Here is a 21523-nt window from a genome sequence, read left to right on the forward strand (position 1 = left end):
ACGTTTTTCGGTCTACTTTTGCCCCACTTTAAGCAAAATAAGGCGTCCACGCGACGGGCATTGACCACGATTCAAAAAAAGCAATGAGCGTATTAGTCAACAAGAACTCAAAAGTTATCGTACAGGGCTTCACCGGCTCGGAAGGCAGTTTCCACGCCCAGCAGATGATTGAATACGGCACCAATGTGGTGGGCGGCGTGACGCCAGGCAAAGGCGGCCAGACGCACCTCGACAAGCCCGTGTTCAATACGGTGTACGAAGCGGTGGAAAAAGCCGGTGCCGACACGTCGATCATCTTCGTACCGCCTGCCTTTGCGGCCGATGCGATCATGGAAGCCGCTGACGCGGGTATCAAGGTTATCATCTGCATTACGGAAGGGATCCCAACCGAAGACATGGTGGCCGTGAAAGCCTACCTGCGCGACCGCGACGTACGCCTGATTGGTCCGAACTGCCCCGGCGTAATGACGGCCGAGGAATGCAAAGTGGGGATTATGCCCGGCTTTATTTTCAAGAAAGGGAAAGTGGGCATCGTATCGAAGTCAGGTACGTTGACCTACGAAGCCGTTGACCAGCTGACCAAAGCCGGTCTGGGCCAGACAACCGCCATCGGTATCGGCGGTGACCCCATCATCGGTACCACGACCAAAGAAGCGGTTGAACTGCTGATGAACGACCCCGAAACGGAAGCCATCGTGATGATCGGCGAAATCGGTGGGGGTATGGAAGCTGAGGCGGCCCGCTGGATTAAAGCTGACGGCAACCGCAAGCCCGTGGTTGGCTTCATTGCTGGCCAAACCGCTCCCAAAGGCCGCCGCATGGGCCATGCTGGTGCCATCGTAGGCGGTGCCGACGACACCGCAGCGGCCAAAATGGCCATCATGCGCGAGTGCGGCATTCACGTGGTTGAGTCGCCCGCGCTCATCGGCGATACCATGTTGAAGGCACTAGGGCAATAAACAAAGCCTGAAAGACAGAACGAGTGAAAGAGCGACTTTGGCGAATGAACAGGGGGCAACTACGTGGTCTTACCCAAGACAGGTACGTTCGCCTTGTTATTGTCTGGCTCGTTCTTTCACTCGTTCGTGTTTTTACGCAACCCGTAATTGCCCAGGGACGGCAGGAGGGAGTCGGGCCCGCAAACGGTTTCTTTCCGGTGCACGATTTCCAGAATGACTTCGTCGTATACGATGAAGCGTTTAAAGCCTACGTCCCGTTTATTCTGGAGCAACATGCCGACGAGCAAGCCGTTAGCGCGTTTGTGGATCTGGAAAGCAACCGCCGGTACAAGCTGTTGATCCAAAGTAAACAAGATGGCTTTCTGTTTGTCGACGCGGCGCTGCGCCGGAAGTGCCCGGCGGGGCAGTGGGTCGTGCTCGACATCGATAGCCTGCACCGGCTCTACCGAAAGCCGCAGGTATTCATCACGCTCTATGGACCGGCTGTGGTCAACAACTGGCAATTGCTGATTGGCCACGCACGGGCCATGTCGCAACAGACCATCCGGCTCAACGACGATCTGTTGAGCGTTCGCCCCCGACCCTTGTCGGGCTTCATCGATTTCTTCAGTGTCGGTCTGCTATTCCTGCTGGCGAGCCACGCGTTTCTTTATACCTTTTTCCGGCGCGGTTTCCTGACGTACTACAGCCCGCTGAATCTGGTCAGACTCGACCCGCCCGACGAATCGTCCCTGATCAGCAGGCCATTGGGAGGCGTGTCTATGGCCTTTACGCTCAACCTAAGCCTGGGGCTGGCTTTTCTGTTTCTTTACGTACAAAGCCAGCATATCAGCCTGTTTGGGGCTGGTGCGTTTCTGCCACAGGGGCAAACATTTGGCCAATTGCTATTAAGTTATTTAGCGGTGACAGCGGTCGTTTTCGGACTTATGCTGGGCAAGTACGCCCTGATCGCCACCGTAGGTAGCCTCTATAAGTTCGATAGCATCGTCAGCCTGCACTATTTCCGGATTGTGGAGGCATCGCTGGTTTTCACCACGATACTGCTGTTGCTGACGGCTGCCATTAGCCCCTACAGCAGCAACTTTGAGCCATCGCCGAGTTTGGTAGTGATCCCCTTCATCGTTTACTACCTAGGGCGTTTAGGCTGGCTTTACCTGACGCTGGTACGACAGATGCCGGTCAAGAATCTCTATTTATTTTCGTACCTTTGCATCGTGGAATTGATACCGCTCGTCATCGGCATCCGGTTTGCCGTCTGACGGGTTTTGCTTCCCCGGAAGCCAGGTTCCACCCCTGTTTGCACCGGAACGATTTTAATGAGGTAGATTCTAATGAGCCAAACCAGCACTCAGACCACAGAAGAGCGCCAGACCAAAGTCAGCCAAGTATTAGTAACTCAATCTAAGCCCGCCGACGACAAATCGCCTTATTTCGAATTAGCCTCTAAGTATAACATTACGATCGACTTTCGCCCGTTCATTCAGATTCAGGGCGTATCCTTCAAAGATTTTCGCCGTAATAAGGTCAACATTCTTGACCACACGGCGATCATCTTTACCAGCCGTAATGCCATCGACCACTTCTTCCGGATTTGCCAGGAGGGCCGTATTGAGGTGCCTGCCGATATGAAGTATTTCTGCATCTCCGAACAGACGGCCAATTACCTCCAGAAATACATCGTCATCCGGAAGCGGAAAATCTTTTCGGGCACGAAAACCGCTAAAGAACTTTTCGATCTGATTCGGAAGCATAAGACCGAGAAGTTCCTGTTCCCCTGCTCGAACATCCGCAGCAACGATATTCCTGATTTTATGGACACAAGCGGTTTGCACCTCACGGAAGCCGTGATGTATGAAACCGTGGCAACCGACCTTTCCGACTTGGACATCAACCAGTATGATCTGATTGCGTTCTTCAGCCCGTCGGGGGTAGCCTCGTTGAAAAGTAACTTTCCTGATTATCAGCAGAATGGTACGCGGCTGGCGGCGTTTGGCCCCACCACCGCCAAAGCGATCGTGGAAGCCGGCCTGACGCTCGATATCGAAGCGCCGCTGCCCAATGCGCCTTCGATGACCGGCGCGTTGGACCTCTACATTCGAAAAGCCAACAATCCGTAACAACACCGGGTTGTTAAGAGGCCGAGACCAGTAGTTAGCCCTGATAAACTACCGGTTTCGGCCTTTTTCTTGACCAATATTTTGTGTTTACGGGCGTTAATCAATTACTTGGTCAAAACGCTATCGGTTTGGATCCCTTGCTCTATGCTTCGCAAACTCTACGTGCTTATTGGTGGGTGTTTACTGGCCACGTCGGCCTATGGTCAGCAAGACCCGCAGTTTAGCTTATTTCCGTTTACACCTACAGTCGTCAATCCGGCAGCGGTTGGGTCAGAAGGGGTGACCCGCATTCAGTTTATCCATCGTACACAGTGGGCCGGTTACCAGACGTCGTCGGGCGCGAGCGGCTCGCCCACCACGCAACTGCTCACGGCAAGCTTACCCCTCACGCGCCTTAACAGTGGCGTAGGTATCTATGCCTTCAACGATCAGCTTGGCCCGATCAGCAATCAATCGTTCCAACTGGCCTACGCGTATCGCTTACCCCTAAAGTCAGGTACGTTGGCGGTGGGTGTACAGGCCGGGCTGTTCAACAAACGAATCGATTACACGGGCGCAATCATCAACGATCCGAACGACCCGCTGGTGCCAACCGGGATTTACTCGCAGATGCAGCCTGATATCAGCGCCGGTATCTATTATAACACGGTCGACTACTGGATTGGGGCGAGTCTCTTCCACATCAATTCACCAGCCTACAAGCTGGGTACCGACCGGGCGATCAACCCGCTGTCGCGCACGGCCTATCTGTCGGCAGGGTATCGGCTGGGGCTGACCTACGAGATTGACCTGCAGCCGTCGATTCTGTACAAATACAGCACCGAGCCGGGGCCGCAGGCTTCGTCGCTCGACGCCAACCTGCTGGCTACCTATAATGGCCGCTATTTTGCCGGGTTGAGTTACCGGGTGCAGGAGTCGATCACGGTCATGGCGGGGCTGAATATGCTGGCCAATAATGCACTACGATTTGGGCTGGCCTACGACGCCGTGGCATTCGGTACGCAGGCTAAGAACCCGGCGTCGTACGAGCTGATGCTGAGCTATGCCTTACCGGCGCCAAGCACCAACAAGAAGCCCATTATCCGGACGCCGCGCTTCCGGTATTAATGCCGTGACGTACCAAAAAATCGCTTCTCGCTACATCTGGATAGACAAATTGGCTTTATTCTTGTTAGGCACTTTGCATCCATCCCCTTAATTTTGACCTTCCCTCGTTTAATTCGCTGCTTTTGAAGCCTCAAATGAGCTTTTTCGGAAAAAAAGGAGGGTATACAATAACAGAACGGATTTTCGTTCTATCGCTGAGTCTTGCACAAGTTTTATGCTTTATACAAATATGGAATCGAACCGAATGCCTGCACTAACACTCCGGGGTGCGTTGGTTGTGGCAACAGTGTTGATTTTACAGAGCTGTGGCTTTTTAAAATCAAAAATGGGAGGTGGGAAAGGTAGTGACGTGGGCGTAGCAAACGGTGAAATCGTGGCTAAATCGCGTCCTGGTTATCGGCAGACAACCCCATACGGCATGGTGCTGGTGCCTTCAGGCTCCTTCATCATGGGTCAGGCTGATGAAGATGTAGCGGCTACGCAAATAAACATGAACCGCCGCGTAACGATTAGCTCGTTCTACATGGATGATACCGAGGTGACCAACCACGAGTACCGTCAGTACGTCAACGCGCTGTTGGCCGACTCAGTGGCAACGCTGGGTGAGGAAGAAATCATGGCGCGCTTCTACCCGGATACGACCGTCTGGAAAAACGACTTCACGTACCACAACGGTGACCCCATGCTGGAATACTACTACGGGCACCCGGCCTTTGATACGTACCCAGTCGTGGGTGTAAGCTGGAAAGCAGCACAGCATTTCTGCCAGTGGCGTACTAACCTCTACAACGACTACCGCACGAAAGAAGGCATGGTTAACTCACCCCGGTTCCGCCTACCATCGGAGGCCGAGTGGGAATGGGCTGCCCGCGGTGGCAAGCAAGGCGCTAAGTACCCCTGGGGTAACCCATACGTGGCTAACGGCAAAGGCTGCTACCTGGCTAACTTCAAGCCGCAACGGGGTAACTTCGATGCAGATGGCTACCCATATACGGCTCCAGCCAACTCGTACAACGCCAACGAATACGGCTTGTACAACATGGCGGGTAACGTGTCGGAGTGGTGCCGCGATGCCTACGCCGATAACTCAAACGCCATCGTTTGGGATATGAACCCCGACAACCAGAATGCCGACGAACCCCGTAAAGTAATCCGGGGCGGATCGTGGAAAGATATTGCGTACTACTTGGAATCAGGTACGCGTGCCTACGAAGACGAGAATGCGCGTCGCTCATACATTGGCTTCCGTTGCGTAATGGATAACCTCGAAGGTCGCACGGCGGCTGCGCGGGGTGGTCGGGCTGCCGCTTCGTCAAAATCGAAGTCATCGAAGAGCAGCAACAGCAGCAGCAAAGGCATGCGTAACAGCAAAAAGGCTTAATCCTTTCTAATCCACTTCTTATAATTTTCTACAGTAAAACTGACTCATGGCAGCAGGTAAAGTAAATTTCTTCTGGGATCGTCTCGTTCCTACTATCTATAGCGCTGGGGCCGCCGTTGTTATCATGGGAGCCTGGGCAAAAATCACCCACAACGAACAATTTGGCTGGATGCTGACGGCTGGTCTTCTGACCGAGGTTGTCATCTTCGCCCTGTATGCCGTTCAGAGCTTCACGATGCCGGCTACGGCCGCATCGGACTACGAATGGGAGCGTGTGTACCCCGAGTTGGCCCCCGATTATAAAGGTGAAGTTCGGAAAGCGGTTGCTACGCCGCAGGCCAATGGGCTGACGGCCAATATGGATCAGATGCTGGCGCAGGCCAAAATCACCCCCGACGTGTTTGAAAAGCTGGGCTCTGGCTTCCAGAACCTGAACAACACGGTGTCGAAACTGACCGACCTGACCGATGCAACCGTAGCGACTAACGACTACGCCCGCAATGTGAAGTCGGCCTCGGGCGCGATCTCTGAAATGAACAAATCGTACGGTACCGCCATCACCGCCATGAACTCAATGGCCGATGCGACGACCGACGCCAAAGATTACCGCGATCAGTTCCAGAAAGTAACCAAGAACATGGGTGCGCTGAACGCCGTCTATGAACTGGAATTGCAGGATACCAACAAGCACCTGAAAGCGATGAACGCTTTCTACGGTAACCTGACGAGCGCGATGCAGAATATGGCCGATGCCAGCAAAGACACGCAGCAGTTCAAAAATGAGCTGTCGAAACTGACGGGCAACCTGGCTTCACTGAACAACGTATACGGCAGCATGCTGACTGCTATGCGCGGCGGTAACTAATCAAGTTTGGCGTTTTGGGTTTGACGTTTGGTGTTGTTGACACTGCACGCGGTGTGTTGTGGCTGCGCAGTACCAAACGTCGGACGTTAGGCATCAATCCTTTTCTCTACACACAATATTAATCTACCCCAATAATGGCAGGTGCTAAAGAGACACCCCGTCAGAAGATGATCGGGATGATGTATCTGGTATTGACCGCGCTGCTTGCTTTGCAGGTGACGTCGGCCATTCTGGAAAAATTCGTCCTGCTTAACAACTCACTGGAACAATCCACAGGATCAACGAACCGGGTTAACCAGGAGACGTTGGACAAAATTCGTTCGCAGGTCAGCAAAACCGGCAACCGTCCGGCCGACGCGGCTGTTCTGCAACAGGCCGATCAGGTACGTAAGATGTCGTCGGACATGGTTGCTGAACTCGACCGTTTGAAGACACAGATCGTTGAAGCGAGCGGTGGCACGGATGAGCAGGGCAACATCAAAAACCTGAGCGAAGAAGAAAAAGTAGCGCAGGTGATGGTTGGTAACAACCGCAATGGTGAAGCTTACAAACTGCAAACGACGTTGAACACGTTTGTCAATAACCTGTCGAAGCTAGCCAACGCCAAGTTTGCGCCGATGGCCGTTGATGGAAAGGACGACCCCATTGCTGCGCGGTCGCCGGAGCAACGAACCAAAGATTTTGCTACCCTCAACTTTGCCCAGACGCCCGTCCCCGCTGCCTTGGCCGTACTGAGCCAGAAGCAGGCTGACGTGCGCCGGATTGAAGGTGAAACGCTCGATGCCCTGGCTGCCCGTGTGGGTGCGCAGGACGTTAAGTTCGACAAAATCATGGCCATGCTGAGCATGGAATCGAAGGTAGTCGTGGCCGGTACGAAGTTTAAAGGTGAGATGTTCCTGGCCGCTTCGTCGTCTGGTATCCAACCGCGCATGAGCTTGAGTGGTGGTCCGGTACGTATGGATAATGGCCGGGGTATCATCGAGTTTACGGCACAGGGTGGTGGCAGCTACGATAAAAATGGACTGGCCCGCCGCGTGCTGTCAGGTTCGATTTCGTACAACGCACCCGACGGTACGGTGAAAACGGTGCCGATGCAGGCTGAATATTTCGTGGCCAAACCGACCTACAACATCGAGACAGGTACGTTGCCACCGATGTATCTGGGTTGCGAAAACAAACTGAGTATTCAGAGTCCGCAGTTAGGTGCACTATGGAATCCTAGCATTACCGGAGCCGGTGCGCAGGTGATTCAATCTGGTGAGCGTGGTAAAGTAACGGTTGTGCCCAACTCGGCTTCAGTTCGCCTGACGATTTCCAACCAGGGAAGTGTGCTTGGTTCGGAAGATTTCCGGGTTCAGCGTGTGCCCCGCCCAACCATCGAATATTTGGTTGGCGGACGGCCTGCCACTGATCCGCGTGGTGTACCCGTGGGTTCAGCGCGTAGCCTTCAGGTACGTGCTGTCGCCGATCCAAGCTTCCTGGCAGCAGCACCGAATGATGCCAACTTCCGGGTGACGGGTATAACCGTAAACTTGGCGCGCGGTACTCGCCGTATTTTTGGACCTGTGGCGTTAGGGCCTGGAGGTGGTTCACTAGGCGCTATGGCAGCTGAAATGGAACCGGGTGATCGGATTTCAATTCAGGTCGAAGGCGTGCAGCGGCGTAATTTCCGGGGCGATATTAGTGAGGTGCCAATGGGTAACCTCATTCAAAACATAGCGCTCTATTAATGTACTAAAGCGGGCGTTGGCCCGTTTTTAGCTTAGACAGTTAATGACCTTATATCCAGCGATGAAGCAGGCTACGATGATACGGACAATGGCGCTATCGGCAACGGCAGTGTTGACCTTGGCGGGCAGTGCAGCCATAGCCCAGGAGCGCGACAACAGCAAATACAACTCGATGTCGGTGCGCCCGATCAACGAGAACGATATTATGATGAAGAAGACGCTCTGGCGTCGGATTGATCTAAAAGAAACGCAGAACGCCAGTATGTTTTCGAAGAACAATGAGATTACTAAGTACCTCATTGACGCGGTGAAAGCGGGCTTGCTTGATGCTTACGCGAATGACTCGTGTACCCGGAAAATCGATCCGTCGAAATTCCACGAGGCGATTTTGGTACCGAACACTGACGGCGGTCTGTCGAAAGAAGAGATCGAAGCTGGTTTTGGTCAGCAAGCGGCCGGTGGCAAAGACGATGGCTGGGGAAATCCAGCGAAGAAGGACGATCCCAAGGCAACGGCTAAAACCAAACCGGCGGATGACGGCTGGGGGGCTCCTGCCCCCAAGAAAGCCGCTGCTGACGATGGTTGGGGTGCTCCCGTGAAGAAAACGGCTAAAGCAAGCAGCAAGAAAGGCAAGAAGGCTACGCAGCCCGTTGCTGAAGCTAAACCCGAAGCGGTTACAACAGCAGCACCAGCTAGCTCAACCGCACCGACCTTCTCAGGCGACGAGCGTTTTGCCAAGGAGTTCAACGTACTTGAAGTGAAAGAAGACTGGATCTTCGACAAAAAGCGGTCACGGCTGTATTATGATATTCAGACGGTAACCATGTTGCTACCGGCTGACAAGAATGCCGCTGGTTTTGAAGTACCGGTAGCGACGTTCAAATACAAAGATCTGGACAAGCTGTTCCGCTCAGACCCGAAGAAATTTGTGTGGTATAACCCGCAAAATCAGGCCCAGCACAAGAACCTCGCTGATGCCTTCGACCTTCGCTTGTTCTATGGTCGGATCACGAAAGTGGCTAACCCGGAAGATAAAGACCTCGTTGGTATTTACGGCGATAAAGAAGGTCTGATGAAGTCGTATCAGAGCGAGTATGAACTGATGGAGATCGAGCACGGTCTCTGGGAATACTAAGAGACGTTTAACGTAAAAAGTCCACAGTCCGCTGTTCTCAGTTGCATTGCGTCGACCAATCGTTTGGACGATGTAGCACAACCGAGAACAGCGGACTGTGGACTTTTTAACTGTTTCTACGCTTCCTGCGCTTCGAAGTATTGCTTCACTTTCAGCGCTTTGTCGGCACCGATCACCTGCGCAATGGCGTCCGTATCAGCCTCGCGGATTTTCTTTACCCCTTTGAAATAGGAGAGCAGTTTGGTGGCCGTGACCTTGCCAATGCCTTCGATGCCTTCCAACTCACTGATCAGGCTGTTTTTGCTGCGTTTGTCGCGGTGGTGCGTGATGCCAAACCGGTGCGCTTCGTCGCGGCATTGCTGAATGAGCTTGAGCGACTCTGACTTCTTATCAATATAGAGGGGCAGCGAATCTTCGGGGAAATAAATTTCTTCCAGTCGTTTAGCGATGCTGATGATCGGAATTTTTCCGTACAGATCCAGCTTTTTCAAGGCATCGCAGGCGGCGCTGAGCTGGCCCTTCCCACCGTCAATAACGATCAGGTCGGGGAGGGGGGCGTTCTCTTCGAGCAGGCGACTATACCGGCGCGTGACCACTTCGTGCATACTGGCGAAGTCGTTAGGACCCACGACCGTTTTGATGCTGAAGTGACGGTACTCTTTGGTGGCTGGTTTGCCATCAATAAAGCACACCATCGCCGACACCGGGTTTGTGCCCTGGATGTTAGAGTTATCGAAACACTCGATGCGCCGGGGCAGGTTTTTGAGTTGCAAGTCCTGCTTGAGTCGGATGAGCACCCGATCTTTCTTACTGGCACTGGCCGAGGCTTCAGCGGCCTGTCGTTCCTGCCGTTCGCGCCGGAAATAAAGCACGTTTTTCAACGACATATCCATCAGTTTCCGCTTGTCGCCAATCTGCGGCACGGTTATCTCCGCTTTCAGGTCGGTTTCCAGCGGAATGTTCGTGATAATCTCCTTCGCCTGGCTGCCGTATTGGTCACGGAATTCCACAATCATCATCGTCAGCAGATCGGCGTCGGTTTCGTCGAGCTTTTTCTTGATCTCGACCGTATGCGTCTGGATGATGGTGCCGTTCACCACCTTCATAAAATTGACGTAAGCGGCCGTTTCGTCGGAGGCAATCGTAAACACGTCGGCATCGGCGATTTTCGGGTTCACCACCGTCGATTTGCTTTGAAAACGCTGCAAGACATCGAGCTTGTCTTTGTACTGCTGCGCCTGCTCAAACGCCAGATTGTTGGCCGACTCCACCATGCGGTTACGAAAATACTCCTGCGCGGGCTTGAGCTGCCCTTTCAGAATGGCGTGAATCTGCTCGATGTCGGCATCGTAATCGGCTTCGGCCTGTTTGCCTTCGCAGGGGCCTTTGCAATTGCCGATATGGTACTCCAGGCACACCTTGTATTTGCCCGCCTCGATGTTTTCGGGCGACAGGTTGTAGTTGCAGGTACGTAGCGTAAAGAGCTGGCTGAACATTTCCAGCACGGCATACATGGGCTTTAGCTGCGCGTAAGGGCCGTAGTGTGTTCCCTGCCCGCGCTCGATGCGCCGCGTGGTTACGACGCGCGGAAAATGCTCGTTGGTAACCAGCACGAACGGGTACGTCTTGTCGTCGCGCAGCAGGATGTTGTAGCGCGGCTGGTATCGTTTGATAAGCTGATTTTCGAGCAGCAACGCATCGAACTCGGTATGCACGATGGTAAACTCGATCTTGCGAATCTGGCTTACCAGCCGCTGCGTTTTGCGGTCGTGTTGGTTCGATTTATTGAAGTAGCTGCTGACCCGGTTTTTCAGGTCCTTGGCTTTGCCCACATAGATTACCTCGCCCGTCGCGTCGAAATACCGATACACGCCGGGTTCGTGGGGCACCTTGGCTAGCTCCTTCTTGTAATCAAAATCTGGCATAGAGACGGGTCGTTCGGTTGTCAAACCCATAAGGTTTCGGAAACCTCATAGGTTTAGTAGATAATGCCAATGAATGACTACCTGGTAAACAAGTGCAGAAAGGTAAAGGTTGCCCGACAAAGGGTACGGCAAGTCCCAATAATAGCCCTTTGGCACGCTGAGTGCGTGTTTATAACGAAGACCGTAGCGCGCCTGCAAACGCCAGATGAACCCGCTTACTCGATCCAGTTTTCGAGCGTACCGATGCCATCGATGGTGATCTGAACCTGATCGCCCGACTGAAGGGTGAACGTGTTGGGCGGCACGATGCCCGTACCGGTCATCAGGAAAACGCCGTCGGGAAACGAGCATTCACGGAACAGGAATGACACCAGTTCGGTATGGCTCCGCTTCATCTGATTGATGGCAATGCGCTGATCGAACGCGGTGTCGCCCTTACGTTGAATGACGAGCCGGATTTCTGATTCGGGGGCGATGGGTTGGCCAGGTACGTAGAGGCAGGGGCCAATGGCGGCGCAACGGTCGTAACTTTTGGCTTGAGGCAGGTAGAGCGGATTTTCGCCCTCGATGCTGCGCGAGCTCATGTCGTTGCCGACGGTATAACCCACGATGGTGCCCGAAGCCGTGATAAAGAGCGTTAGTTCCGGCTCAGGTACGTCCCAGGTTGAGTCTTTCCGGATGCGGAGGGCGTCGCGGGTGCCGACGGTGCGCTGGGCCGTGGCTTTGAAAAACAGTTCGGGCCGCTCAGCGACGTACACTTTGTCATAAAACGTATCGCCACCGGCTTCTTTCGACTCATCCATACGGGCGTCGCGGCTCCGCAGGTACGTTACGCCCGACGCCCAGATTTCCTGCCGCTGAATGGGCGCCAGAATCGTCTGCTCGCTCAGCCAGTTGGCGTCTTTAGCCTCAGCCGTGTCGAAATCAGCTGAAGCGGCGGCGTACAGATCGTCGCGGTTGATGTAGGTATCCCAGTTGGTATCGCTTAAGAGCTTGATCTGGTCGTTTTGGGCTAAAACGATGCCGGCGGATGTGCGGTAGATGTGCATAGAGGCAAAAGAACAAACCCCTCCGAAACTATTCGTAAGTCAGGAAAGGTTGTTTTACTGGTTCGGGATAACAGGTCGGCATCGACCGCGTAACCGGGCGACGATGCCCGCTCCCGAAACCCCTGTCAACACAGTTAATCATCGCCGGACTTTGAATCCGGTTAGATACCATGAGTAAACACGGACGCATTCTGGTCGCGATGAGCGGCGGAATTGACTCGTCGCTCGCAGCGGTGATGCTGCACGATGAAGGGTACGAGGTCATCGGGATGACCATGAAAACCTGGGACTACGCCTCGAGCGGCGGGACCAAAAAAGAAACCGGCTGCTGTAGTCTCGACAGCATCAACGACGCCCGAAACATCGCCGTCAGCCTCGGTTTCCCCCACTACATTCTCGACATCCGCAACGAATTTGGCGATGCTGTCATCGACTACTTCACCGGCGAATACATCGAAGGCCGCACGCCCAATCCCTGCGTGATGTGTAATACCCACATCAAGTGGGATGCCCTGTTGCGCCGCGCCGACCGCCTCGACTGTGAATTTATTGCGACGGGCCACTACGCCCACATCCGGCAAGATGACTCCCCTGGCGCCTCCAACGGCCGGTACGTGATCTCGAAAGGCGTGGATACGCTCAAAGATCAATCGTACGTGCTGTGGGGGGTGTCGCAGGAGAGCCTTGCTCGCACGAAACTGCCCCTGGGGCATCTGCGGAAGACTGAAATCCGGGAGATGGCCACTGAGCGCGGCTTTGTCGAACTCGTGACCAAATCAGAATCGTACGAAATCTGCTTCGTGCCCGACAACGATTACCGGGGCTTCCTGAAACGCCGGGTGCCGACGCTCGAAGCCGAGGTAGCGGGTGGTAATTTCGTGATGGAGTCGACGGGCAAGGTCGTGGGTAAACACGAAGGCTATCCGTTCTACACGATTGGTCAGCGTAAAGGGCTGGGTATTGCCCTGGGTCACCCGGTGTTCGTGACCGAGATTCGGAAAGACACCAACGAGGTGGTGCTGGGTCTCGATACATCGCTCTACCGCGATGGTATGACGGTGAGCCGACTGAACCTACAGAAATACTCGAGCCTCGACGCGCCACTGGAAACGGTGACGAAGGTGCGCTACAAAGACGCCGGTACACCCGCCCTGATTACCCAAACCGGCCCCGACCTGATCGACGTTCACTTTGCCGAGGGCGTGTCGGCTATTGCGCCGGGGCAGGCCGCTGTGTTCTACGAAGGCAACGACGTCATCGGCGGCGGCTGGATCATGAAAAGTTATAAGCAAACTAAAGAGTGAACAAGCGAATGAGTGAAAGAGTGATGGGTTCGCGCCACTCTTTCACTCATTCGCTTGTTCACTCATTCAGTCTTTATGATCCTTACCGAATGCCCTCGTGATGCGATGCAGGGGCTGGCGCGGTTTATCCCGACAGCCGACAAGATTCGCTACCTGAACGTGCTGCTGCAAGTAGGCTTCGATACGCTCGATTTCGGTTCGTTTGTATCGCCCAAAGCAGTGCCGCAGATGCAGGATACGGCCGAGGTGCTGGCCGGCTTAGACCTGGCAGGTACGTCGACGAAACTGCTGGCGATCGTGGCGAACAGGCGCGGGGCCGAGCAGGCCGTAGGCTACGAGGCAATCCGGTACGTTGGCTTTCCATTGTCGGTGTCCGAGACGTTTCAGCAGCGCAACACCAACCGATCCATTGCCGAAGCCATAACCGATGTCGCCGCGATGCAACGACTTTGTCAGGAGGCCGACAAGGAGTTGGTGGTGTATCTGTCGATGGGATTTGGTAATCCCTACGGCGACGCCTACAGCCCGGCGCTCGTGGTCGACTACGCCCGGCAACTCGACGAACTGGGGATTCGCCATATCGTGCCGTCCGATACGATCGGCACGGCCACACCGGCTGGCATCGAAGCGTTATTCAATGAGTTAGCTGATGCCCTGCCGTTTCAGCGGTTTGGGGCGCACCTGCACGCCCGCCCCGACGAAACCGCCGCGAAAGTAACGGCCGCCGTGCAGGCTGGGGTTCATCGCCTTGATGGGGCTATTGGCGGCCTAGGTGGTTGCCCGATGGCGGCCGATACGCTGACAGGTAATCTGCCGACCGAGGCTGTTGTGGGTACGTTGCAGGCGTTGAACGTACCTGTCACACTCGATCTGGACCGGTTGGCCGAGGCCGTACAACTGTCGCACGAGGTGTTAGGGTAGGAAATTTAGCGTAAAGCTTTGTAGACAACTTCCTGTTGGTTGGCGGTCAACACCAGATCTGTTGCGGTCAATTTCGTAATCCGCCAACGTTGACCGGTTAGCAACTCGTCGCCGACGCAACGAATCAGCATGCATTCGGGATGGGACAAGCCATCACCGTGGAACAATATGGAGTCCGGCTTAGCAACAAACCCGCCTGCTCCACAACAACCGCCGTATTGTCGCCCCACCTCATCCGTCAGCCGGCCATCTTCATTGAAACGGACGACTGTCAGTTGACCGTAGGTAGGCGGCCACGCTTGTCCCTGATACGTACCTGATTGCCGCTCCCAGGTTTTGTAGAGCAGTTTGGTAGGTTCGACGTCGGTTGACTGGCAGGCCATTCCGATGAGCAGAATAAGTAGCGCGAGCGTCCGTATCATGGCAATTAACGGGATTTGAACAGGATACGCTGGTCTTTATTGCTGATAATCAGCTCTGTTGAACTGAGCGTTTCGATCTGCCAAGGCGAATCAGCGGGTAGATCTGTCTGGCCGCAATAAACGTAAGCGCACGCAGGTTTTGCGTAGTCGGTGAGCAATGAAAGCTGATTGTTGGTGAACCTGAACCGATCGGGGTAACAACAACCGGCTTCGGCCTGATTCGCCCCGTAACGTACCTGACCATCCGCCCGGAAGGTGAGTAGTTGACTAAGGCCGGTCGACGTAACCGGCTGCCGCTCCCAGGTTTTGTAGAATAACCTAGATGGCCCAACATCAGCTGATTGGCAGGCGATCAAGAGGCTGAAGAGCAGGAAGCTGAGTAGCACTGTCCGCATGGGTACGTTGGGTGTTTAGAGGCAAGACTCCCAGCGGCACAAAACCGTTGGAATGGCTACATAAACAACTGCTGAATCTCCTCCTTGACGGCGCGCAGGGCGTCGGAGGTGGGCTGGCGGTCGCGCTGGATGATGCGCTCGAAAATCCGCTTCGACAGGTCGAGGGCGGGCGCATCGGGCCGAACGTCGCCGCTCGCCTGGTTAATGAGCGTGGCTACGTCGTTCATGGCGCCCTGAATCTGCTCCCAAACTGCCTGACTCATGTAGACCTGCTGCGAGAGGTTATGGTTAAACTCGTCGCGGATGTCGCGTAGTAGCAACTGTTGCAGATCGAGGGCGGTGTCGGCCTGCCCGCCGAGCCGAAGCAATAATTGGTTGGGGCTAATGCGTTCCAGAAACAGAACCATGCGCTCGTAGGCCTGTAGCCGAATGGGCACCACCGTTTCGGTATAGCGTTGTTTAACGTCGTTGTGGTGGCGGTCGGCCTCGCGTTGCAGCAGTAGCTTTACGGTCAGGTACATGCCATACAGAACAAGCGCCGCCGGAATAAACAGTTTAATCAAGTCACCAAGGACAGCCATTATCTTTGTAGTTTTAATAGAGTTTAGTCGTTTGTCGATTGCGTTGCCATCACTGGGTTAGTAGCCACGGGATGCACCGCCTGGTCAACCGACCAATGCCCCATCACCTATGACCATTCAGGCCCCTGTTCAGCTACGCCCCGACGCCCGCGACCGGATAATTGACACGCTAACAACGCAAAAAATTCCGGCTGAGTATGGCTTACGCGTCGGTATACGTGGGGGCGGCTGCGGCTCATCATGGCTGTTGGGGTTCGACCTGCCCGGCCCGGCCGATGAAGTGTATCTCATCGATGACGTTCGGGTCATTATCGATAAGCGCCACCTGCTGTATGTGCTCGACGCCACCATCGGCTACGAAGAGTCGGAAGACGGGCGGGGGTTTGTGGTGGAGAAAGGGGGTTGATGGTGGTAATTTGTCGGTTCAGTAAGGATAACAAACCGACAAAGCGAAAACATTAACGTCCAGCGTTGCGTCTGTGGCACGATTTTAGGTAACCTATGGGTTGACTGCCATTTTTCTTACTTCATCCGTGGTCTTCATCGAACGACACATATTCTTACTGCTTGCCTGTATAGCCCTGCTTTTTTCGGGGCTGTGCTATGTGTTGCTGGAGCAGGATGCCCCGGGCGCAACCGATGAGCAGTATGTGGTGGCGTTGCAGGAACGCATCCGGCAGGAGACCCGCGTCAGCGCCACCGAACTAAAGCAACTGGCGGCCAAAGTAGCCAATACGCCCAGCTATGCCTTCGGCACGCTGGAGCAGCCTACTCAGTATCCCTATTACATTTTTCGGAATAAAAAGCTGCTTTACTGGTCCGATAACCGGTTTATTCCTGACTACGAGCGCATCGCCAACATCCCCTTCACCCGGCTGATCGACTTTGATCAGGGGCGGTTTATCGTTAGCCGGATCAAGACGTACCACAAGCGGGATACACTCGAGATTTTTTCGCTCATCAACGTCTATCGGCAGTACAACAATACCAATACGTACCTGCAATCGGGCTATAACCCGGCCCTGTTCTCGGTTGATCCGCAGTCGGTAACCACGCAGAAAGGACCGTCGCATCAGAATATCTACGATGCGACGCCGGTGTTTCTGTTTTCGGTTATTCCGCCTAAAGTCGATCCGTACCGCAACCACACTACCCCCGTCAACACGGTGATTCTGGCTACGTTGGGGGTATTGCTGCTGGGTATTTACGTGATCCGGCAGATTAGCCGCGCGGCCCGGCGACGGCGCTACGAAGCGGGTTTCCTGTGGCTGGCGGGCTACCTGATCTTGCTGCGGGGGCTGATGCTCTACGTGGGCGTGCCTTATCTGTTCATCGAAAACGATCTGTTCAACGCCAAGCACTACGCCTCGTCGGAACTGTCGCCCTCGCTGGGTGATCTGATGCTCAACGGGGTCGCGCTGGTCATTCTGGCGTTTTATATCGCCAACAACTACTTCCGGTCACGTACCTACCGCCGTTTACTGCATCAGAAACCCACGGTCTGGCTCCTGCTGTCGGTGGGCTGCGTGCTATTGAGCTATACGGTCTTTTACTTTTGCTTCACGCAGTTGAATGATCTCTACGAGAAGTCGCAGTATACGCTCGACCTGTCGCTGAGCATCGAGTTTTCACCCCTGAAGATCGCCTGTCTGCTGTTCTTCGTCATCCTGTCGCTCGTATACTTCCTGGCGCAGCACACGCTTGTCAGCCTCTTTACGCGCTTCAACGATCATAATCGCTGGGTAGGCGTTGGGTTGTTCGTGGGGGCTTCGTTGCTGTCGGTGGGTATTTGCTGGCTGCTCAACCTGACGGTCGAATGGGTGTATGCACTGAATGGCGCGTACTTTCTGGCTCTCTACCTGAGCGGGTTCCCGCGGTATCTCTACACCTTTCAGTACAAAACATCACTGTACCTGTTTCTGGGCGCGCTGATCTGCGCGGCTACGGCCGCCAACGTGGTCTACGAGCAAAGCATTCGGAAAGACTGGCTCGCCAAAAAAACGCTGGGTAAACAACTGCTGGCCGAAAACGACGAGTACGGCGAACTGTTGCTGTTCAAAGCCCACGAAGGGATTCAGAATGACCTGAACATCCGGCAGGTGCTGCACCCCGACTCGGCGTTGCGGCGGGAGAAAATCCAGCAGCGAATCAAGAGCCGGTATCTCGATCGCTACCTCGACAAGTACGATACGGAAGTCATTTCCTTCGACGCGCAGGGCAATTCGCTGGATGTAAGCATCAACGCGACGCCGCTCAGCGATTACCTCAGCCGGTTTCAGCAACCCCGCTACAAAACGATCTACGAAGACCTGTACTTCGTCAATGAGGTCGGTAATCATTTTAATAAAGAGTACGTCAGCTTCATTCCTATCCGCAACGGTACCGGTGCTGTGGCTGGGTACGTGGTGCTCGACCTCAAACTGCGGCCGATCACGCCGGGCAATGTGTACCGCGAGTTGCTGGTCGACAGCAAGACGATTCAGAGCCCCGACGTGCGGGAGTACAGCTACGCGTTTTTCGAGAAAGCCGGGCGCACGGCTACGCCACGGCTGGTCGAAAGCACGGGTAGCTACAACTATGAACGCAAGCTGCCGGTATCGCTGCTGAACAACCCGGCGCTCTACGACCGGGGAATCACGGTTGAGCGCACGAGCCACCTGGGTATACAGGGCAGCAACGGGCGGATTCTGGTGGTGTCGTCGGCGGCCTATCCGCTCAGTACGGTGCTGGCCAACCTGTCATTTCTGTACCTGATTCTGGTGCTGTCGGTCATTCTGGTCATTATTCTGTATGCCGTGCAGTATGGGCTGTCGCGGTTTAGCATCAACTATTCGACCCGCATTCAGATCCTGCTCAACGTGGCGTTCTTCCTGCCGCTGGTGCTGGTTGTGGTGATTATTCTGGGTGTAATCAGCGCCAATTACGTCGCCAATCAGGAAACCAATTACATCAGCAACACCAAGAACATCGCGGCCAAAGTATGGACGTACCTGGACGAAAACCTGAAGGGTATTCGCAGCAAAGAAGCGATGGAAGAGGAGTTGCAGTCGATTGCCCGCGACGCCGACATCGACATCAACCTGTTCGATACGGCCGGGCGACTTTACACCTCCACGCAAATGCTCATTTACGAGAGTGGCAACCTCTCGAAATACATCAACCCGCAGGCGTTTGTCCACATTGCCGAAGACAAGGAAAACCAGAAGCTCTTGTACGAACAACTGGGCACCAAGCAGTACAGCACGGCCTACGTGGGGGTAAAATCGCCCGATGGCCGGCTACTGGGCATCATGAGCGTACCTTACTTCTACGCGCAGCCCGAACTCGATAAGCAGTTGCTCGAAGTGGTATCGTCGGCCCTGAGTGTCTTTACTACGCTGTTTGTGGTGTTTCTGGTGCTGTCTTATTTCGCCGCCGGTAGCCTGACGCGCCCGCTCAAAATGCTGACGCAGCGGATTCGCCGGACGAGCCTCGACCGGCTCAATCAGCAAAAGATCGAGTGGAAGTCCGACGACGAGCTGGGCCTGCTGATTCAGGAATACAACCGGATGCTGTCGAAACTGGAAGAGAGCAAGGTGTCGCTGGCGCAGAGCGAGAAGCAGTCGGCTTGGCGCGAGATGGCCAAACAGGTGGCGCACGAGATCAAAAATCCGCTGACGCCCATGAAGCTGACCCTGCAACAGCTACAGCGGACGCTACCGGGCATGAACCCCATCACCGACCGGGCCGTGAGCCGCACCCTCGACTCGCTGCTGGAACAGATCGACAACATCAGCGACATCGCCACCTCGTTCTCCGATTTTGCGAATATGCCCATGCCGCAGAACGAACTGGTCGAGCTGTCGGCGGTGCTGCACAAAGCGGCCGATCTGTTTGCCGACGACCGCCGCGTTACCATCCGCCGCCATATCGATGCCGGCCCGGTTTGGGTGATCGGCGACCGGCAACTGCTGATGCGCATTATCAATAACCTGATCATCAATGGTATCCAGTCTGTCAGTGCGGACGTACAACCCGTGATCGACCTGCGGTTGTTTGCGCACGACGGCAACGCTAATATTGAAGTGCATGACAACGGCGAAGGCATTCCCGAGCCCATTCGGCCCAAGGTGTTCCTACCCAATTTCAGCACCAAGCAGGGAGGCACCGGCATTGGGCTGGCGCTGTCCAAACGCGGTATCGAACACGCTGGCGGCAATATCTGGTTTGAAACCACGGTGGGCGTCGGCACGTCGTTCTTCATCGATATGCCCCTGGCGAGCCCAGCGCCAGCGCTGGTGGCTGTCAAACAAAAAGGGTAGCAATCGCTACCCTTTTTGTTGCATGCTATAGTAAGACGCCTGTTCCTGCACCGGCTGCTCATCGTCGAGCACCACGTGTTTCCAGTTTTCGCCCGATCGAATCCGGTTCAGCTGCGTGTGGGTGATGCCAAACTGCCGGGCAATCATTTTCAGGCGATTCTTGTCGTTGCGCAGCAGCTTCTTGATCATCATCACCTTACTTTCGGTCAGCTTGTAATTGCGTGTCCGTTTGGGTTGCGGCCGGTTCAACACGTTGGGGTTGTTCCGGTTGTGTTCGATCATAGCCTCTTTCGACGCCCAACGCAGGTTCGAGGCCCGGTTGTTGAGTTTGTCGTGATCAAGGTGAATGACATAGGTCTGATCGTCTCGCCCGGGTTCCAGAAAATACTCGGCGACGAGCTTATGGACATACCGATTGAGAATCTTACCCTTGATGCGAATGTTGAGTGATCGGTAGCCCTGAATGACCGACCCCTTGATGATTGTGCCTTCAGCCCCTGCCCGAAAGCTGCGCAATCGGCCAAAGTTTGATACCTCATAGGTTGGAGATTCGTTGATACCCTCAAACCTGATCGGCACCCATTGTTCGTTCCAGAAGGTAGCCATCGTTGAATCGTTTATGAAGTGTGAATGCCCAATACTATCACTACAGTTAGTGAAGAATAAATGTTTAACAAAAGTTGAACATTTAAATTCTGCCGAAGGTAGCAAAAGAACGCGGATATGTATTAATTATCAATAGTTTATCGTGAAAAGCAACGTATATAACCGAGCGTTTAAGGGGGCATACGACCAGAATGTGGAGTGAAGAATTAACAAAAATAATGACCTAAACCGTATTTTGAACAACTAGATGTATGTTTTTGTCAATTAGGGACAACTATTGAAACGACTATGAGTAAGAAGACATTGGTGATTGGCGCCACTGAAAATACGGCACGCTACGCCAACCGGGCTACCCGCAGTTTGTTGCAACACGGCCACGATGTTGAACAGATTGGCCTGAAGGCCGGCACCGTGCAGGGCGTACCCATCCAGACGGGCCTCCCCGACCTGACGGACATCGACACGGTGACAATGTATGTGGGCGCCCGCAATCAGGCTGGGTACGTCGACTACCTGAAAAAGCTGAAACCCCGCCGGGTGATCTTCAACCCCGGTGCCGAAAACCACGACCTCGCCCGCCAACTACAGCAAGAAGGCATCGAACCCATCGAAGCCTGCACACTGGTGATGCTGTCAATCGGGAATTATTGATTTGGCTACGCCGTCATTGGTTGTCATTTGCCTGCGGCGTCATTAATTGTCATTTGTGGTCATTGATTGTTTTT

The 21523-nt window shown here is 54.4% G+C and carries 19 protein-coding genes; 13 read left to right on the forward strand and 6 right to left on the reverse strand.

The window, feature by feature from the left end; all coding sequences use genetic code 11:
• The first annotated feature begins 83 nt into the window (after positions 1–83).
• The 8 genes from sucD (at position 84) to porN (ending at position 9294) form a co-directional block, all read left to right on the forward strand.
• A complete protein-coding gene (gene sucD, locus FAES_RS09780; protein ID WP_015331041.1) occupies positions 84–959 on the forward strand; it encodes a succinate--CoA ligase subunit alpha in 876 nt (291 codons plus the stop codon).
• 197 nt (positions 960–1156) lie between these two features.
• Complete coding sequence (locus FAES_RS09785) at positions 1157–2218, forward strand: DUF4271 domain-containing protein (RefSeq protein WP_051054059.1); 1062 nt, start codon at positions 1157–1159, stop codon at positions 2216–2218.
• Between the two features lie 72 nt (positions 2219–2290).
• The gene (locus FAES_RS09790) at positions 2291–3076 is read left to right on the forward strand and encodes a uroporphyrinogen-III synthase (protein WP_015331043.1); all 786 of its coding nucleotides are present in this window, start codon (positions 2291–2293) and stop codon (positions 3074–3076) included.
• A gap of 144 nt (positions 3077–3220) precedes the next feature.
• On the forward strand, positions 3221–4183 hold the full coding sequence (locus tag FAES_RS09795) for a PorP/SprF family type IX secretion system membrane protein (protein ID WP_015331044.1): 963 nt from the start codon (positions 3221–3223) through the stop codon (positions 4181–4183).
• Positions 4184–4427: 244 nt separating this feature from the next.
• Complete coding sequence (gene porK, locus FAES_RS09800) at positions 4428–5564, forward strand: T9SS ring complex lipoprotein PorK/GldK (RefSeq protein WP_041258768.1); 1137 nt, start codon at positions 4428–4430, stop codon at positions 5562–5564.
• A 46-nt stretch (positions 5565–5610) separates the two neighbouring features.
• Positions 5611–6429 carry a type IX secretion system motor protein PorL/GldL gene (porL, locus tag FAES_RS09805; protein WP_015331046.1) on the forward strand — a complete coding sequence of 273 codons (819 nt, stop codon included), beginning with the start codon at positions 5611–5613 and terminating at the stop codon, positions 6427–6429.
• A gap of 134 nt (positions 6430–6563) precedes the next feature.
• Complete coding sequence (gene porM, locus FAES_RS09810; protein WP_015331047.1) at positions 6564–8159, forward strand: type IX secretion system motor protein PorM/GldM; 1596 nt, start codon at positions 6564–6566, stop codon at positions 8157–8159.
• A 61-nt stretch (positions 8160–8220) separates the two neighbouring features.
• A complete protein-coding gene (gene porN, locus FAES_RS09815; protein ID WP_041257724.1) occupies positions 8221–9294 on the forward strand; it encodes a type IX secretion system ring subunit PorN/GldN in 1074 nt (357 codons plus the stop codon).
• A gap of 116 nt (positions 9295–9410) precedes the next feature.
• On the opposite strand, the gene uvrC is transcribed toward porN, so the two are convergent.
• The gene (uvrC, locus tag FAES_RS09820; RefSeq protein WP_041257725.1) at positions 9411–11219 is read right to left on the reverse strand and encodes an excinuclease ABC subunit UvrC; all 1809 of its coding nucleotides are present in this window, start codon (positions 11217–11219) and stop codon (positions 9411–9413) included.
• Positions 11220–11434: 215 nt separating this feature from the next.
• Positions 11435–12268, reverse strand: coding sequence for a fumarylacetoacetate hydrolase family protein (locus FAES_RS09825; protein WP_015331050.1), 834 nt, complete (start codon positions 12266–12268; stop codon positions 11435–11437).
• Between the two features lie 170 nt (positions 12269–12438).
• Here FAES_RS09825 and mnmA point away from each other — a divergent pair, with 170 nt between their 5' ends.
• Together mnmA and FAES_RS09835 are read left to right on the forward strand one after the other, a co-directional pair.
• The gene (mnmA, locus tag FAES_RS09830) at positions 12439–13572 is read left to right on the forward strand and encodes a tRNA 2-thiouridine(34) synthase MnmA (protein ID WP_015331051.1); all 1134 of its coding nucleotides are present in this window, start codon (positions 12439–12441) and stop codon (positions 13570–13572) included.
• Between the two features lie 75 nt (positions 13573–13647).
• Entirely contained in the window at positions 13648–14493 is an 846-nt protein-coding gene (locus FAES_RS09835) for a hydroxymethylglutaryl-CoA lyase (protein WP_041257726.1), read from the forward strand.
• Positions 14494–14498: 5 nt separating this feature from the next.
• Here the strand turns inward: FAES_RS09835 and FAES_RS09840 are convergent, their stop codons facing one another.
• Genes FAES_RS09840 through FAES_RS09850 form a run of 3 tightly spaced genes read right to left on the reverse strand, consistent with a single transcriptional unit; the run spans position 14499 to position 15891 of the window.
• Positions 14499–14915 carry a hypothetical protein gene (locus tag FAES_RS09840; RefSeq protein ID WP_041257727.1) on the reverse strand — a complete coding sequence of 139 codons (417 nt, stop codon included), beginning with the start codon at positions 14913–14915 and terminating at the stop codon, positions 14499–14501.
• Positions 14916–14920: 5 nt separating this feature from the next.
• Positions 14921–15310 carry a hypothetical protein gene (locus tag FAES_RS09845; RefSeq protein ID WP_015331053.1) on the reverse strand — a complete coding sequence of 130 codons (390 nt, stop codon included), beginning with the start codon at positions 15308–15310 and terminating at the stop codon, positions 14921–14923.
• A gap of 56 nt (positions 15311–15366) precedes the next feature.
• Positions 15367–15891 carry a DUF7935 family protein gene (locus FAES_RS09850; RefSeq protein ID WP_015331054.1) on the reverse strand — a complete coding sequence of 175 codons (525 nt, stop codon included), beginning with the start codon at positions 15889–15891 and terminating at the stop codon, positions 15367–15369.
• Between the two features lie 109 nt (positions 15892–16000).
• Here FAES_RS09850 and FAES_RS09855 point away from each other — a divergent pair, with 109 nt between their 5' ends.
• Together FAES_RS09855 and FAES_RS09860 are read left to right on the forward strand one after the other, a co-directional pair.
• The gene (locus FAES_RS09855) at positions 16001–16297 is read left to right on the forward strand and encodes a HesB/IscA family protein (protein WP_015331055.1); all 297 of its coding nucleotides are present in this window, start codon (positions 16001–16003) and stop codon (positions 16295–16297) included.
• 127 nt (positions 16298–16424) lie between these two features.
• Positions 16425–20192 (forward strand): sensor histidine kinase, encoded by a 3768-nt coding sequence (locus FAES_RS09860; protein WP_041257728.1) that lies wholly within the window; start codon positions 16425–16427, stop codon positions 20190–20192.
• A gap of 6 nt (positions 20193–20198) precedes the next feature.
• Here the strand turns inward: FAES_RS09860 and FAES_RS09865 are convergent, their stop codons facing one another.
• A complete protein-coding gene (locus FAES_RS09865) occupies positions 20199–20798 on the reverse strand; it encodes an HNH endonuclease (RefSeq protein ID WP_015331057.1) in 600 nt (199 codons plus the stop codon).
• A gap of 288 nt (positions 20799–21086) precedes the next feature.
• Between FAES_RS09865 and FAES_RS09870 the strand changes: the two genes are divergently transcribed.
• A complete protein-coding gene (locus FAES_RS09870; RefSeq protein WP_015331058.1) occupies positions 21087–21449 on the forward strand; it encodes a CoA-binding protein in 363 nt (120 codons plus the stop codon).
• The last annotated feature ends 74 nt before the right edge of the window (positions 21450–21523 follow it).

The organism is Fibrella aestuarina BUZ 2 (assembly GCF_000331105.1).
In the GTDB taxonomy this organism is placed as follows: domain Bacteria; phylum Bacteroidota; class Bacteroidia; order Cytophagales; family Spirosomataceae; genus Fibrella; species Fibrella aestuarina.